Origin of the sequence: Paraburkholderia sp. XV, from assembly GCF_020177535.1 — a bacterium.
In the GTDB taxonomy this organism is placed as follows: domain Bacteria; phylum Pseudomonadota; class Gammaproteobacteria; order Burkholderiales; family Burkholderiaceae; genus Paraburkholderia; species Paraburkholderia caribensis.
Genome location: NZ_JAGUUD010000098.1, coordinates 1 through 15,446, shown reverse-complemented (window position 1 = coordinate 15,446; position 15,446 = coordinate 1). Strand labels below are relative to the sequence as shown.

Sequence of the window (15,446 nt, the reverse complement as noted above, 5' to 3'; positions counted from 1 at the left end):
GTTCTGCACGTTCACACGCCGGTTCTCCGCCGTCGCCGTTTATTGTGCGAGCCGCTTATTGCGAGCCGCTTTCACGCAGACGATAGCCGCGCTGTGCCTTGCTCACGTCATCGGGACGCAAGCCATGCACGGCTTGCGCAAGTTCCGCCGACAATGCGTTCAGCGCGCCTGCGTCACCGTGCTTCAGTTCCAGTTCGATTTCGCAGATCGGTGCGCGTCGCGTTTCGCCGTTCACGTCTGCGACGACCTCGCCCTGGTCGATGGCTGCCTCGACATCCGCACCTTCTATACGCACATGCCAGATGGTCCGCGAGAAATTGGTGCTGAACAGCGGAATGAGCTCGTCACGCGCGCTGCGCAACGCTTCTTTCGACGGTTCGTCGTCACAGGCTGCCAGCAGCGCGTCGATTTCGAGCGCGTTGCCCCCGATGGGCATTTCCCACTCGTGCCGGCTGTGCAAGCCGCCACTAGACGTGCCCACCGTCTTGTACGTCTGCAGCCAGCCGTCCGGCGTGCGGCGCACGCGCACCGCGCTTTTCGCGCGCGCGAGCGTCAGCGACGGCGTGTCGTAATAGCTGTTTTCGAGCGTGATCGTGCGGCCCTTGCTACCGGCGCGTTGAATCAACCATTGCGTCGCGGCGCCGACCTGACCGGTCGGCAGCGACAGCTTGATCTCGTGTTCCATGCCCATCGCGTGGCTCGCTCTAAGCTGGTGAGAATCAGAAGAACATCCGCGCAAGCTCCGCGCCCGGTTCTTCGGCGCGCATGAACGCTTCGCCGACGAGGAACGAATTCACGTCCATCGCGCGCATCCGCTCGACGTCGCCGCGCGACAGGATGCCCGACTCGGTCACGACGATGCGGTCGTCCGGCATCATGTCCAGCAGGCCGAGCGTGGTGTCGATCGAGGTTTCGAAGGTGCGCAGATTGCGGTTGTTCACGCCCATCAGCGGCGTCTTCAGCGTCAGCGCGTCGACCAGTTCGTCCTTGTCGTGCACTTCCACCAGCACCGCGAGGCCGAGCGAATGCGCGTACGCTTCGAGGTCCTGCATCTGCGAAAGTTCGAGTGCCGCGACGATCAGCAGGATCGCGTCGGCGCCCATCGCGCGCGCTTCGAGGATCTGGTACGGATCGACGATGAAATCCTTGCGCAGAACGGGCAGATTGCAAGCGGCGCGTGCCTCTTCCAGATATTGCGCGCTGCCCTGGAAGAACTGCACGTCGGTCAGCACGGACAGGCACGCCGCGCCGTGCTTCGCGTACGAACGCGCGATCTCGGCGGGGACGAAGTTTTCGCGCAGCACGCCTTTCGACGGGCTCGCCTTCTTGACCTCGGCGATCACGGCGGCGAGACCTGCTTCATGCTTCGCGCGAATCGCGCCGACGAAATCGCGCAGATCGCGCGACGATGCCTGCAGGCGCAATTCTTCGAGCGGCGCGCTTTGCTGCGCGGCGCGCACTTCTTCACGCTTGACCCCGATGATGCGGTCGAGAATATCGCTCATGTCAATCCCGTTTATTTCTTGAACTGTTGCGTGAAGCGGACCAGGTCGTCGACCTTCGCACGCGCCTTGCCGCTCGCGATCGCTTCGCGGGCCAGCTGCAGGCCATCTGCAATCGACGCCACGACGTTCGCCGCGTACAGCGCGGTGCCCGCGTTCAGCGTGACGATTTCGCGCGCGACACCCGGTTTGTTGCCAAGCGCCTCGAGCAGCAACGCTTTCGATTCCGTCGCGTCCGCGACTTTCAGCGTGCGGTTCGACACCATCTGCATGCCGAAGTCCTCGGGGTGAATCTCGTACTCGCGCACCTGGCCGTCGCGCAGTTCGCCGACCAGCGTCGCGCCGCCCAGCGACACTTCATCCATGCCGTCCATACCATACACGACCAGCACGTGATTTGCGCCGAGACGCTCCATCACGCGAACCTGAATGCCGACCAGGTCCGGGTGAAACACGCCTTGCAACTGGTTCGGCGCGCCGGCCGGGTTCGTCAGCGGACCGAGGATGTTGAAGATGGTCCGCACGCCGAGTTCGCGGCGCACGGGCGCGATGTTTTTCATCGCGGGGTGATGGTTCGGCGCGAACATGAAGCCCATGCCCGTTTCGGCGATCGATGCAGCGACCTGTTCCGGCTGCAAGTCGATGTTGACGCCGAGCGCTTCGAGCACGTCTGCGCTGCCCGACTTGCTCGACACGCCGCGATTGCCGTGCTTCGCGACTTTTGCGCCCGCTGCCGCCGTCACGAACATCGTCGCCGTCGAGATATTGAACGTGTGCGAGCCGTCGCCGCCCGTACCGACAATGTCGACGAAGTTCGAATTGTCCTGAACTTCGACGTGACGAGCGAATTCGCGCATCACCGTGGCGGCCGCGGTGATCTCGCCGATGGTCTCTTTTTTGACGCGCAGCCCCGTGATGATCGCGGCCGCCATCACGGGCGACATGTCGCCGCGCATGATGAGGCGCATCAGGTGCAGCATCTCGTCGTGGAAGATTTCGCGGTGCTCGATCGTGCGTTGCAGCGCTTCCTGGGGCGTAATCATTGTCGCGTCTCCTTGTTTAAGCGCTACGTGCCGCAGCCTTCGACTGCTTCACGAAGTTTTCGAGCAACGCGTGGCCGTGTTCCGACAGGATCGATTCCGGATGGAACTGCACGCCTTCGACAGGCAGCGTCTTGTGACGCACGCCCATGATTTCGCCGTCGTCGGTCCACGCCGACACTTCGAGGCAGTCGGGCAGCGATTCGCGCTCGATTGCCAGCGAGTGATAGCGCGTGACGGTGAAGTGCTTCGGCAGGTCGGCGAATACGCCTTTGCAGTCGGTTTCGATCTGGCTCACCTTGCCGTGCATGATGGTCTGCGCGCGCACCACGCGACCGCCGAATGCTTCGCCGATCGCCTGATGGCCGAGGCACACGCCGAGAATCGGGTACTTGCCGGAGAATTCGCGCAGCACGTCGAGCGTGATGCCCGCGTGTTGCGGATTGCTCGGTCCTGGCGAGAGACAAATGCGCTCGGGGTTGAGCTTCGCGATCTCGTCTAGCGTGATTTCGTCGTTGCGATAGGTCCGCACGTCTTCGCCGAGTTCGCCGAAGTACTGGACCAGGTTATAGGTGAACGAGTCGTAGTTGTCGATCATCAGCAGCATGGTCAGTCTCCCGTCAGAAGTCGCTATCGAGGCCGTCTTGCACTTGCTCGGCGGCGCGCAGCACGGCGCGCGCCTTGTTCTCGGTCTCTTGCCATTCGGATTCGGGCACCGAGTCCGCGACCACGCCCGCTGCCGCCTGCACGTACAGATTGCCGTTGCAGATCACGCCCGTGCGGATCGTGATTGCGAGGTCCATCTCGCCCGTGAACGACAGGTAGCCGACCGCGCCGCCGTAGAGTCCGCGCTTCACGGGTTCGAGTTCGTCGATCAGTTCCATCGCGCGAACCTTCGGCGCGCCCGACAGCGTGCCCGCCGGGAACGTCGCGCGCAGCACGTCGAAATTGGTCATGCCCGGCTTCAGCGTGCCCTCGACGGAACTGACGATGTGCTGCACATGCGAGTATTTTTCGATCACCATCTTGTCGGTCACGGACACCGAACCGATCTGCGCGATACGGCCGACATCGTTACGCGCGAGGTCGATCAGCATCACGTGTTCGGCGATTTCCTTCGGATCGTTGAGGAGTTCGGTTGCGAGTTCGGCATCGCGCTCGGGCGTATTGCCGCGCGGACGCGTGCCGGCGAGCGGCCGGATCGTGACGATGCGGTCTTCGTTGCGCTTTTCCTGACGCACGAGAATTTCCGGCGACGCGCCGACCACATGAAACTCGCCGAAGTTGTAGTAATACATATACGGCGACGGATTCAGCGAACGCAGCGCGCGGTAAAGCGACAGCGGGTTGTCGCGATACGGTTTCGTCAGACGCTGGCCGACCTGCACCTGCATCAGCTCGCCTGCCGCGATGTATTCCTTCGCCCTGCGCACGGCGGCAAGGTAATCGTCTTTCTTGAACTCGCGGAAAATTTCGGTACGCACGCTCGCCGACGTGACGGGCGGCTGCACCGTCGTACGCAGGCGCTGCTTCAGTTCGCGCAGACGCTGCTTGGCGCGCGTGTACGCTTCGGGCGTCGTCGGATCGGCGTAGATCACGAGGTACAGCTTGCCCGCGAGGTTGTCGATGACGGCGACTTCTTCCGTCAGCAGCAGTTGAATGTCGGGCAGGTTCAGGTCGTCTGGCGGGGCGGTGTGTGCGAGCTTCTTCTCGATGTAACGCACGGCGTCGTAGCCGAAATAACCGGCAAGACCGCCCGCGAAACGCGGCAGGCCCGGGCGTAGCGCGACCTTGAAACGGCCCTGGAACTGCTGGATGAATTCGAGCGGATCGCCGTCGTGTGTTTCGGTGACCTTGCCGTCTTTCACGACTTCCGTCACGCCGTCATGCGTGCGGATCAGCGTGCGAGCCGGCAGGCCGATGAACGAGTAGCGGCCAAAGCGTTCGCCGCCCACCACCGATTCGAGCAGAAACGAGTTCGCGCCGTTGCGCTCGGTTTGCGCGAGCTTCAGGTACAGCGAGAGCGGCGTTTCGAGGTCGGCCAGCGCTTCGGCGATCAGCGGGATGCGATTGTAGCCCTCGTTCGCGAGGGACTGAAATTCGAGTTCGGTCATGTTCCGATCCTGTTCGTGCGTCCGTGCGCTGCGTGCGTCGGACAAAGCGGGGGCTGCGTTACCGGTCGAATGTGCTCGTCACAGGTTTGGAGACCGGCGCGCGCTTTCCCGAACGCATGCACGGCTTCTCAGCACGACGATAGTACGCAAGGTACACGACGGCTAGCTGAAACTCAGTGCAACGGTAGCGTGCCGGTCAAACCGGCGATTCGGAAAAGCGCGTGAGCGCAGCGAAGTAAAAAACGGGTGCCAAAGACGAGCTTCAGCGTACCTCGGGCGAGGTATCAGCGCGACCAGCGACGCCAGGGCCAGGCTCCCCGGTCGATCGTGCTCAGACTCCGTTTTTTATTCAGAAACATGAGAGAAGACTTTAGTTAAGTCAGTGATTGGTGCTGCTTGGGTCGGCGCTCATTTTACTGCATTGTGCGCTGCGATTGCCTTGGCGGCGCCCAACAGCGACACAACTATACCATCGGATTTTATAGTTTGAACAGATTCGCCGTGATTGTAGCCATACGGGACGGTCAGCGTCGCCATGCCGGCCGCGCGGCCCGCGAACGCATCGTTCTGCGAATCGCCGATCGCGACGGCTTCTTCGGGCGACACGCCGAGCGCCTTGCAGGCGGTGAGCATGGGCAGCGGATCGGGCTTTTTCGCCGCGACGCTGTCGCCGCCCAGCACGACCGCGAAGTACTGCAGTAGCCCATGATGTTCGAGCAACTGCGTCGCAAAGCGATGCGGCTTGTTGGTTACACAAGCCAGCTTCAATCCCGCATCGCGCAATGCAATCAGCCCTGCCTCGACATCGGGATAGAGCCGCGTGTGCAGGCCGTTGATCTTCGCGTACTCCTCCTGGTAGATCGCGAGCGCTTCGTCGAAGCGTGATTGCGCCAGATCGGCTTCGAAGCGGGGCGCCAGTACGCTGCGAATCAGATGCTCGGAGCCCTTGCCGACGTAGTCCATCACCTCTTCGCGCGAAGTTTCCTCCGCGTCGAACTGGGCGAGCATGCCGTTCAGGGACGCGGTGAAGTCGTCGGCGGTATCGACCATCGTGCCGTCGAGATCGACGATCGCCGCGCGAATCTTCCCGGCCGTGAAGGCGGGAGCGGGGTAACGAGGCGTCGTTTCCATCTCAGCGCCCAACCGATGCCAGTGCGCCGCGCATCTTGTCGATGATCGTCTTGTAGTCGGGGTGGCCGAAGATCGCCGAGCCGGCCACGAAGGTATCCGCGCCCGCCGCCGCAATTTCCGCGATGTTGTCGGCTTTCACGCCGCCGTCCACTTCGAGATGAATCTCGCGGCCGGTCTTTTCCTTGTATGCGTCGATTTTTGCGCGCGCTTCGCGCAGCTTGTTCAGCGCTTCGGGAATGAAGGACTGCCCGCCGAAGCCCGGATTCACCGACATGATCAGCACGAGATCGACCTTGTCCATCACGTGATCGAGATAATTCAGCGGCGTGGCGGGGTTGAACACGAGGCCTGCCTTGCAGCCGTGGTCGCGGATCAGCGACAACGTGCGGTCGATGTGATCCGAGCCTTCCGGATGGAAGCTGATCACGTTCGCGCCGGCCTTCGCGAAGTCGGGCACGATGCGGTCGACGGGGCGTACCATCAGATGCACGTCGATGGGGACCTGCACGTGCGGGCGGATCGCCTCGCACACGAGCGGGCCAATCGTCAGGTTCGGCACGTAGTGGTTGTCCATCACGTCGAAGTGAATCCAGTCGGCGCCCGCGGCGACGACGTTGCGGACTTCTTCGCCGAGCCGCGCGAAGTCGGCGGACAGAATGCTGGGAGCGATGCGGAATTGAGTCATGGCGTGGGATGGGCGGGAGACGGAAAACCGCTATTTTAGCGCCGGCCGGCGCGCCGCGGCCTTCGGCGCGGCCTGGCTTTCGCCATGTTCCGGCGTCTTGCCCGGCTTGCCGATGCGGTTGCGGGCCTGCGCCGCATCAAGCAGAATGCCAAACCATGTCAACGCCTGTGCCGGCGCGCCGCTTATTCGCGCCGAGCCGCCCGCACACAGCCTTGCGCGGATCGATTGCGCGCTTTGCTCACCATCGGAATCAGCATGAGCCAGTACGAATTCAGCGTGTCCTCTCAGGTTCGGTATATCGCCGAGGAGTCGGACCCGGAGCATCGGAAATACGCTTTCGCCTACACGCTCACCATCCGCAATACCGGCCAGGTTGCCGCGCAACTGATCGCGCGTCACTGGGTCATTACGGATAGCGAAAATCGCGTTCAGGAAGTGAAAGGGCTGGGTGTCGTCGGGCATCAGCCGTTGCTGAAGCCGGGCGAGCAGTTCGAATACACGAGCTATGCAGTGATCGCGACGCCCGTGGGGACGATGCGCGGCGAGTATTTTTGCGTGGCGGAGGATGGCGAACGTTGGGACGCGCCCGTACCGGAATTCGTTCTGCGCATGCCACGCACGCTGCATTGAGTGCGCGCTGAACATCAGACGCCGCGCGCTGTCAGTCAGCGACGCGGTTGCTGCTGCGGCGGGACCTGTTTTGCGTCCTGCTTCTGGCGTGCGGCATTCTTTTTCTTGCCGGACGCTGTCCACACAACGATGAAAATCAGCAGGGAAAGCGCCAGGAGCGACTCCAGCGCGAAGATGAGCATCGGATATTCGTCGAGCAGATCAGACATGGCAGTTTCCATCGAGAACAATCATTGTATGCGCTTTGCCCGCCGGGCCGCGGCCTGGACGGGAGCGCTGTCGCTTGCCGTACTGCTTGCGTCGTGCGGCGGCGGCGGCGCGGTGCGGCCATCCGTTTCGCCGCCGACAGGTGCCGCGATCATACCCGGCCAGATCGCCGCTCAGCGGCTGACGCCTGTCGCCTGGAGACAGGTGCCGGGCTGGCAGGACGATTCACTGATCGGTGCGGCTGCGGCATTACGCCAGAACTGTGTGCGCCTCGCCAGTCAGCCGACGTGGCGGCGCGCCTGTGCGGCCGCGCTGATGCTTGACGACCTGGATGTGGCGAGCGCCCGCAGTTTCTTCGAGACCTACTTCACGCCGTTCCAGTTTTCGAACACCGACGGCACGCTCGATGGACTCGTGACAGGCTACTACGAGCCGCTGCTGCGCGGTTCGCGCGTCCGTCATGGCGTGTATCAGACGGCTTTGTACCGTTGGCCTTCGGCGTACCGCCCCGGTTCTGCGATGCCGGCGCGAGCGCAGCTCGAGCGTTCGGGCGCGCTGAACGGCAATGAACTCGTGTGGGTGGACGATCCCATCGAGGCTTTCTTCCTGCAGGTGCAAGGCTCGGGACGCATCGTGATGGAAGACGGCAGCGTGATGCGCGTCGGCTTTGGCGGGACGAACAATCAGCCGTACAAGTCCATTGGCCGATGGCTGCTCGATCGCGGTGAACTGACGCCGTCGCAGGCGACCATGCAAGGCATCAAGGCTTGGGCGCGCGCAAACCCGACGCGTGTCGATGGCTTGCTCGACACGAATCCGCGCTTCGTGTTTTTCCGCGAGATGCCGTCGAGCGAGCCTGCGCCTGGCGGGGGTGCCGATGGTCCGATTGGCGCGCTTGGCGTGCCGCTGACGCCGGAGCGTTCGATTGCCGTCGATCCGGCGGCGATCCCGCTCGGCACGCCCGTCTTCCTCCAGACGACGCGCCCGATGACCAATGCACCGATGAATCGTCTGGTGTTTGCTCAGGACACGGGTTCGGCGATCAAGGGCGGCGTGCGTGCCGACTATTTCTGGGGACTCGGTGACGAAGCGGGCGATCTGGCTGGGAAAATGAAGCAGGGTGGCCGGATGTGGCTGTTGCTGCCTAATTCTTGATCCTGGGTCTTGATCCCTGGCCGTGATGCTGAGTGCCGAGCCCTAGGTCAGCGGATAGCCCGATCTGAAACAGCCCGACGGTTTATGTCACTGCCGTCGGGCTGTTTGCTCTTGTGCGCCGGTACTGTGCGATTCGCCGGCGCGTCGAGCGTCACGCGCCTGCCTTGCGCTTGTCGATCACGCGGCGCGCCTTACCCACCGAGCGCTCGATGCCGTTCACGCCTAGCAGCACCACGTTCGCTGTTACGCCGATAAGTGCCTTGATGTCATAGGCCAGCGCTTTACGTGCGGTGTCCAGCGCGGCCGTGTCCGGCGCGGTCTCCGGGCAAGGTTCAATGTTCAGCGTCATCACGTCGAGCGGGCCTTCTTTGGTCAGCACGATCTGATAATGCGGCGCGAGCGCGTGCTGCTTCAGCAGCAGTTCTTCGATCTGCGTCGGGAACACGTTGACGCCGCGAATGATCATCATGTCGTCCGAGCGACCGGTGATTTTTTCCATCCGGCGCATCGTGCGCGCGGTTCCGGGCAGCAGGCGCGTGAGATCCCGCGTGCGGTAACGGACGATCGGCAACGCTTCCTTCGTCAGCGATGTGAACACGAGTTCGCCGAGTTCGCCGTCGGGCAATACTTCGCCCGTCTCGGGATCGATGATCTCGGGGTAGAAGTGGTCTTCCCAGATCGTCGGGCCGTCTTTGGTTTCGACGCATTCGGACGCCACGCCCGGACCCATTACCTCGGACAAGCCGTAGATGTCGACGGCGTCGATACCCATCCGTTCTTCGATTGCGCGGCGCATGTCGTTGGTCCAGGGCTCCGCGCCAAAGATGCCAATGCGCAGCGAGCACGTCTTGGGATCGATACCCTGGCGCTCCAGTTCGTCGGCGATCGACAGCATGTAGCTGGGCGTCACCATGATGATGTCGGGACGGAAGTCCTGGATCAGCTGCACCTGTTTTTCGGTCTGACCGCCGCCGAACGGAATGACCGTGAGGCCCGCGCGTTCCGCGCCGTAGTGCGCGCCGAGCCCGCCCGTGAACAGGCCATAGCCGTAGCTCACGTGCACCTTGTCGCCGCGCCGCGCGCCTGCCGCACGGATCGAACGTGCGACGAGATTCGCCCAGGTGTCGATATCGCGCGCGGTATAGCCGACGACGGTCGGCTTGCCTGTCGTTCCCGACGACGCGTGAATACGCGAGATCTGTTCTTGTGGTACGGCGAACAGGCCAAACGGATAGTTGTCGCGCAGGTCCTTTTTCGTAGTGAAGGGGAAGCGCGACAGGTCGGACAGCGTCTTTAGTTCCGACGGATGCACACCCGCTTCATCGAACTTGCGCCGATAGACAGGGGAATTCTCATAGGCGTGGGCGAGCGACCATTTCAGCCGTTCGAGCTGTAGCGCGGCGAGCTCGTCGCGACTCGCCTTTTCGATGGGATCGAGCGGGAGCGGGGTAGTCATCGAATGTCTCCTTGCTTTCAGAATAGGATGCCGCGCGAACGGCGACGCAATTACGTGAGAGGCGACGTTCCCTGTCAGTCGTCGACGCGGATCACGGTGCCTTTGATTTGCGCGGACTTGCCGCGAAACATCGCAACGGTTTCGTTCGCGCGGTTCGTGACGCGAATGTCGTAGATGCCGTTGCGACCGCTCAATGTTTGCTCGATAGCTTCCGCAGTCAGGACGTCGCCGCCTTGCACAGGGCGCAAAAACTCAATGGAGCAGCCCGCTGCGACGGTATTGATGTTGTACGAGTTGCAAGCGAACGCGAATGCCGAATCGGCGAGCGTGAACATCAGACCGCCGTGACAGATCTGATGGCCATTCAGGAAATCCGGCCGTACGCTCATCCGGAGGCGCGCGTAGCCAGCGCGCACTTCGAGAATCTCGATGCCGAGCGCCTTGCTGCAGGCGTCGTTCGCATACATGGCTTCGGCAGTCGCGCGGGCGAGTTCGTCGGGCTTCATCGGGTTGCTCAGGTTGGGTTGCGTGGACATGTCAGCGGCCCTCGAAGCGCGGCGCGCGTTTTTCGATGAACGCGCGGACCCCTTCCGCGTAGTCATGCGATGCGCCGAGTTCGCGCTGCATGTCGCGTTCGAGATCGAGTTGCTGATCGAGTGTTTGCGTTGCGCTCGACCGCATCGCCTGCTTGATGGCCCCGATCGCGCGCGTGGGCTGCTGCGCGAGTTGCGCGGCGAGCTGGGTCGCTGCGCCTTGCAGTTCGCCGTCGTCCACAGCCTTCCAGATAAGGCCCCAGCTTTCCGCCTTGTCGGCGCTGAGCTTGTCGCCCGTGATCGCCAGTCCCAACGCGCGAGCCATGCCCACGCGTTGCGGTAGGAACCACGTACCGCCGGAATCGGGCACGAGGCCAATTTTCACGAACGCCTGGATGAAGCTCGCCGAGCGTGCGGCCAGCACGAGGTCGCAGGCGAGCGCGAGATTCGCGCCGGCGCCTGCGGCCGTACCATTGACGGCGGCGATGACGGGCAGCGGAAGCGCTTGCAAACGCCGGATCAACGGATTGAAGTGTTGATCGATCAGGTCGCCGAGATCCGTCATGGCACCCGGCGTGAAATCGAGATCGGCCAGATCCTGGCCAGCGCAGAAGCCGCGGCCGGCGCCCGTGAGTATGAGCGCGCGCGCGGCGGCCGCTTCTACTTCGTCGAGCGCCGCGTTCAGTTCCCGATGCATGGCGCGCGTGAAGCTGTTCAGCTTGTCGGGACGGTTCAGCGTCACCGTCGCGACGCGCGTTGCAGCGTCGAAGTCTACGCGGATGGCTTCATAGGGCATCGCTTGTCTCCTCGTCTCCATTCGGTTTCGGGTGTCGGGTCGCTCAGACGCGCTCGATGGCGAGTGCGATGCCCTGTCCGACGCCGATGCACATCGTGCACAGTGCGTAACGGCCACTGGTGCGCTCGAGCTGATACAGCGCCGTCGTAATCAGGCGCGCGCCGGACGCCCCGAGCGGGTGCCCCAGCGCGATCGCACCGCCGTTGGGATTGACGCGAGGATCGTCGTCGCGCAAACCGAGTTGACGCAGAACGGCCAGACCTTGCGACGCAAACGCTTCGTTGAGCTCGATCACGTCGAACTGGTCGAGCGTCATATTCAGTTGCTTGAGCAGCTTCTGCGTGGCGGGCGCCGGCCCGATGCCCATGATGCGCGGCTCGACGCCTGCCGTCGCCATGCCGATCACACGAGCACGCCGCCGCAGGCCGTACTGTTCTGCCGCTGTGTGACTGGCAATGAGAAGTGCGCATGCACCGTCGTTGACGCCTGATGCGTTGCCTGCCGTCACCGAGCCATCCGGCCGCACGACACCCTTCAGTTTGCCCAGTGATTCGAGCGACGTTTCACGCGGATGCTCGTCGAGCGTCACGCGGATTGGTTCGCCCTTCTTCTGCGGAATTTCGACGGGCACGATTTCCTGCGCGAGCGTTCCATCGCGTTGTGCGCGGGCCGCTTTTTGCTGACTGCGCATTGCGAACGCGTCCTGGTCGGCCCGGCTGATATTGAAGTCGACGGCGACGTTTTCCGCCGTCTCGGGCATCGAGTCGACGCCGTAGTCGCGCTTCATCTGTGCGTTGACGAAACGCCAGCCGATGGTCGTGTCGTGAATCTCCGACTGCCGGGAGAACGCCGATGTTGCCTTGCTCATTACGAACGGCGCGCGCGTCATGCTCTCGACGCCGCCCGCAATCATCAGGTTTGCCTCGCCAGCCCTGATCGCGCGGGCAGCCGTGCCGACCGCGTCCATGCCTGATCCGCACAGCCGGTTAATCGTGCCGCCGGGCGCGTCTGTCGGCAAGCCGGCGAGCAGTGCTGACATGCGTGCCACGTTCCGGTTATCTTCCCCCGCCTGATTGGCGCAACCATAGATCACGTCGTCGAGCGCGCGCCAATTCACGCCTGGATTTCGTTCGATCAGCGCCTTGATCGGGACAGCGCCCAGATCGTCGGCACGGACGTCTTTGAGCGCGCCGCCGTACCGGCCGAAGGGAGTGCGAATCGCGTCACAGATAAATGCGTCGGTCATGTCGGGGTTCCTGCAAGAGAGCGGACCGGCAAGCGCGCCGGCCCTTGAACTGCATGTTAGTTCGACGTCTGACACGGTTTCAGTCGGCCCGAAGTTATAGGCCAAAACGTCGGTCAAACGTCCTATATCGTTCGGCCGACTTATGCGGCGACGGCCTTCGGTTCAACATGAACCCGGCTTTGAACAACGCGGAAGCGATTCGCGACGAAGGCAGCGTCGGCGAGCGCGGCATTCGCAGCGGGGTTGGCGCCCGTGCCGTGGAAGTCGGAGAACGCTGCCGACTGATTGACGAAAACGCCGCCCGTCAGATTGATGGAGAGCGCGACGCCGCCAAGAATCGAAGCTTCCGTGGCCGCCTCGATCACCGTGTCGTCCGTGCTATAGACGGAGAGAGTGAGCGCGCCGTGTTCGGCGGCGATGCGGCCGGCAAGTTCGAGTGACTGCGCAGTCGAGTCCGTGGCGATCACGAAGGAGATCGGGCCGAACCATTCTTTCGTGAACTTCGCTTCGTCGGTCGCGGCATCGAGTTGCAGCACAAGAGGAGTTCGTACGCGGGCGCCCGCGAATGTCGGATGCTCTAGCGACTGGCTGTCCGCGAGAACGTGTCCCAGATCGCGGGCTTCGTCGATACGCTGCTCGATCGCTTCGTTCTGGATCGCGCCCAGCAGTTCTACAGCGCGGGCCGGGTCCGAGCCGAGTTTGTGGACAGCACTGGCAATTGCGTCGGCAACGGCCTGGAACGAGATCGTGCCTTCGGCTGTTCGAATGCCGTCGCGCGGCACATAGATGTTTTGTGGCGCAGTGCACATCTGGCCCGAGTACAGGGCCAGCGAGAACGCGATGTTACGCGCGACGGCTTTGATGTCGTCGACGGAGTCGATCACGATCTGGTTAACGCCGGCCTTTTCGGTGAACACCTGCGCCTGGTGCGCGTTGCGCTCCAGCCAGGTGCCGTTTTGCGTACTGCCCGTGAAGTCGATCAGCTTGATTTCCGGGCGCTGTGCGAGGTTCTGAACCAGTTCACCGTCGTTTGGTTCGGTCGCGAGCAAGGTCACGACGTTCGGATCGAAACCGGCTTCACGCAGCACGTCGCGGGCGACGCGCACGGTGATCGCGAGCGGCAGGATCGCGCCCGGGTGCGGCTTGACGATGACAGTGTTGCCAGTTGCCAGGTCTGCGAACAGGCCCGGGTAACCATTCCACGTCGGGAATGTGCAGCACCCGAGGACGAGACCTGTTCCGCGTGGAGCGATGTTGAAGCGCTTCTGCATCGCGAGCGGCGGATTCTTACCTTGCGGCTTTTCCCAGTGAGCGGTGGCGGGAATTCGGCGCAACTGATCCCACGCGTAGGTGACGGCTTCGAGCGCGCGATCCTGCGCATGCGGACCGCCCGCCTGGAAAGCCATCATGAATGCCTGACCAGTGGTGTGCATCACGCTGTAGCCGATCTCAAAGCTCAGCCGATTGAGGCGCGCAAGAATCTCGAGGCTCACGCCGATCCAGGCTTTAGGACCAGCTTCGCGCCATGCCGGTTGCGCTTTGGCTGCAGCTGCAATCAGTGCGTCCGGGTCCGATTTGGGATACCGGACGCCGAGCGGAAAACCGAAAGGCGATTGTTCCGCTGCTGTGATCTCGCCCGTGCTCGGCTGGTCGAGTTCGAACTTATTGTTCAGGAGAGCCTTGAACGCCGATTCGCCGTCCGCGTTCGCCGTTTCCCCGTACACTTTGGGACTCGGCATTTCAGAGAACGGGCTCCAGTAGCCGCGGGCTTCAATGGCGGCAAGGGCTTTCTGCAGCGTGTCTTCGTGCTTCGTAAAGAGTGTGTGGGTCATGGCGGGCAAGATGCTGACTGAATGTTGGAGGCAACCTCGTCGATTTATTGACCGACCGGTTGGTTGGTGAATGTTAGCATTATTGGGATGCGGCGCGAGCCTCTTGCGCCTGCTGGTAAACACTTAGGAGGAGTGCATGGGTTTCGAGAACATTCTGGTTGAGACGCGTGGCCGCGTCGGCCTCATTACACTGAACCGTCCGAAGGCGCTTAACGCGCTCAATGACGCGCTGATGGATGAGCTGGGCGAAGCGCTGCGGGCGTTCGATTCGGACGAGGGCATCGGCGCCATTGTTATTACGGGAAGCGAGAAAGCATTTGCGGCGGGCGCGGACATCGGAATGATGTCGACATACTCTTATATGGATGTTTATAAGGGCGACTACATCACGCGCAACTGGGAAGCTGTTCGATCAGTTCGCAAGCCGATCATTGCTGCCGTTGCCGGTTTCGCGCTTGGCGGTGGCTGCGAACTTGCGATGATGTGCGACATCATTCTTGCGGCTGACACTGCGAAGTTCGGTCAGCCGGAGATCAAGCTGGGCATCATGCCTGGGGCCGGCGGTACGCAACGATTGCCGCGCGCGGTGTCGAAGGCCAAGGCGATGGATATGTGCCTGACCGCGCGATTCATGGATGCCGCCGAAGCGGAGCGTTCCGGACTGGTGTCGCGTGTGATCCCGGCGGCGAATCTGATCGACGAGGCAATCACTGCGGCTGCGACCATCGCCGAGTTTCCGATGCCGGCGGTCATGATGGTAAAGGAGTCGGTCAACCGCGCTTACGAGATGACTTTGGCAGAGGGCGTGCATTTCGAGCGTCGATTGTTCCATTCGCTCTTCGCAACGGAAGACCAGAAAGAAGGGATGGCTGCGTTCGTCGAGAAGCGAAAACCCGTCTTTAAGCACCGTTGATGGAATCGCTCAAAAACCACTTGCAACCCCGCATGCAAGTGTCTAGAATTCCGGTCTTTCGCGCTGCGGCCAACGCGGCGCGAAGCAAACGAGGAAGGCGGGAGAGCCAGCATTGACGGGGCTTTCCGGTGGAGTCGGCGGGTTGGGAAGTTAAAAAAACCGGTTGACGAAACGAAAAAGGTTCTTCATAATCTCGTTTCTCTGCT

Annotated in this window: 16 protein-coding genes; 3 read left to right on the top strand and 13 right to left on the bottom strand. The window is 62.5% G+C overall.

The features are described from left to right. Positions 1 to 55 precede the first annotated feature (55 nt). The 7 genes from KFO72_RS32245 to rpe all read right to left on the bottom strand — a co-directional run bounded on the left by KFO72_RS32245 (position 56) and on the right by rpe (position 6,472). Positions 56 to 691 carry a CYTH domain-containing protein gene (locus tag KFO72_RS32245; RefSeq protein WP_225033813.1) on the bottom strand — a complete coding sequence of 212 codons (636 nt, stop codon included), beginning with the start codon at positions 689 to 691 and terminating at the stop codon, positions 56 to 58. A 28-nt stretch (positions 692 to 719) separates the two neighbouring features. Then, positions 720 to 1,505: an indole-3-glycerol phosphate synthase TrpC gene (gene trpC, locus KFO72_RS32240; RefSeq protein WP_054929071.1), complete on the bottom strand. Its 786-nt coding sequence runs from the start codon at positions 1,503 to 1,505 to the stop codon at positions 720 to 722. Positions 1,506 to 1,516: 11 nt separating this feature from the next. Then, on the bottom strand, positions 1,517 to 2,545 hold the full coding sequence (gene trpD, locus KFO72_RS32235) for an anthranilate phosphoribosyltransferase (RefSeq protein WP_060599642.1): 1,029 nt from the start codon (positions 2,543 to 2,545) through the stop codon (positions 1,517 to 1,519). A 16-nt stretch (positions 2,546 to 2,561) separates the two neighbouring features. Next, a complete protein-coding gene (locus KFO72_RS32230; RefSeq protein WP_054929067.1) occupies positions 2,562 to 3,149 on the bottom strand; it encodes an aminodeoxychorismate/anthranilate synthase component II in 588 nt (195 codons plus the stop codon). Positions 3,150 to 3,162: 13 nt separating this feature from the next. After that, on the bottom strand, positions 3,163 to 4,656 hold the full coding sequence (gene trpE, locus KFO72_RS32225; RefSeq protein ID WP_060602453.1) for an anthranilate synthase component I: 1,494 nt from the start codon (positions 4,654 to 4,656) through the stop codon (positions 3,163 to 3,165). A 408-nt stretch (positions 4,657 to 5,064) separates the two neighbouring features. After that, entirely contained in the window at positions 5,065 to 5,787 is a 723-nt protein-coding gene (locus KFO72_RS32220) for a phosphoglycolate phosphatase (protein ID WP_060599643.1), read from the bottom strand. Between the two features lies 1 nt (position 5,788). Next, positions 5,789 to 6,472: a ribulose-phosphate 3-epimerase gene (gene rpe, locus KFO72_RS32215; protein WP_035989105.1), complete on the bottom strand. Its 684-nt coding sequence runs from the start codon at positions 6,470 to 6,472 to the stop codon at positions 5,789 to 5,791. A gap of 255 nt (positions 6,473 to 6,727) precedes the next feature. Here rpe and apaG point away from each other — a divergent pair, with 255 nt between their 5' ends. Next, positions 6,728 to 7,102 carry a Co2+/Mg2+ efflux protein ApaG gene (apaG, locus tag KFO72_RS32210; RefSeq protein ID WP_007580651.1) on the top strand — a complete coding sequence of 125 codons (375 nt, stop codon included), beginning with the start codon at positions 6,728 to 6,730 and terminating at the stop codon, positions 7,100 to 7,102. A gap of 35 nt (positions 7,103 to 7,137) precedes the next feature. Here the strand turns inward: apaG and KFO72_RS32205 are convergent, their stop codons facing one another. After that, positions 7,138 to 7,311: a hypothetical protein gene (locus KFO72_RS32205; RefSeq protein ID WP_007580649.1), complete on the bottom strand. Its 174-nt coding sequence runs from the start codon at positions 7,309 to 7,311 to the stop codon at positions 7,138 to 7,140. On the opposite strand from KFO72_RS32205, the gene KFO72_RS32200 reads away from it, so the two are divergent. After that, complete coding sequence (locus KFO72_RS32200; RefSeq protein ID WP_107203308.1) at positions 7,232 to 8,464, top strand: murein transglycosylase A; 1,233 nt, start codon at positions 7,232 to 7,234, stop codon at positions 8,462 to 8,464. The two genes, KFO72_RS32205 and KFO72_RS32200, sit on opposite strands and share 80 nt — an antisense overlap. A gap of 151 nt (positions 8,465 to 8,615) precedes the next feature. On the opposite strand, the gene paaK is transcribed toward KFO72_RS32200, so the two are convergent. From paaK to paaN, 5 genes are all read right to left on the bottom strand, one after another. After that, positions 8,616 to 9,920 (bottom strand): phenylacetate--CoA ligase PaaK, encoded by a 1,305-nt coding sequence (gene paaK / locus KFO72_RS32195; RefSeq protein ID WP_054929065.1) that lies wholly within the window; start codon positions 9,918 to 9,920, stop codon positions 8,616 to 8,618. A 74-nt stretch (positions 9,921 to 9,994) separates the two neighbouring features. Next, a complete protein-coding gene (paaI, locus tag KFO72_RS32190; RefSeq protein WP_054929064.1) occupies positions 9,995 to 10,456 on the bottom strand; it encodes a hydroxyphenylacetyl-CoA thioesterase PaaI in 462 nt (153 codons plus the stop codon). A gap of 1 nt (position 10,457) precedes the next feature. Continuing rightward, positions 10,458 to 11,249 (bottom strand): 2-(1,2-epoxy-1,2-dihydrophenyl)acetyl-CoA isomerase PaaG, encoded by a 792-nt coding sequence (gene paaG, locus KFO72_RS32185; RefSeq protein WP_224101290.1) that lies wholly within the window; start codon positions 11,247 to 11,249, stop codon positions 10,458 to 10,460. 43 nt (positions 11,250 to 11,292) lie between these two features. Further along, positions 11,293 to 12,495 carry a 3-oxoadipyl-CoA thiolase gene (pcaF, locus tag KFO72_RS32180; protein ID WP_225033812.1) on the bottom strand — a complete coding sequence of 401 codons (1,203 nt, stop codon included), beginning with the start codon at positions 12,493 to 12,495 and terminating at the stop codon, positions 11,293 to 11,295. Positions 12,496 to 12,635: 140 nt separating this feature from the next. Beyond that, on the bottom strand, positions 12,636 to 14,327 hold the full coding sequence (gene paaN, locus KFO72_RS32175) for a phenylacetic acid degradation protein PaaN (RefSeq protein WP_225033811.1): 1,692 nt from the start codon (positions 14,325 to 14,327) through the stop codon (positions 12,636 to 12,638). Between the two features lie 136 nt (positions 14,328 to 14,463). Between paaN and KFO72_RS32170 the strand changes: the two genes are divergently transcribed. Then, positions 14,464 to 15,240 (top strand): enoyl-CoA hydratase, encoded by a 777-nt coding sequence (locus tag KFO72_RS32170; RefSeq protein ID WP_225033810.1) that lies wholly within the window; start codon positions 14,464 to 14,466, stop codon positions 15,238 to 15,240. Positions 15,241 to 15,446 lie beyond the last annotated feature (206 nt).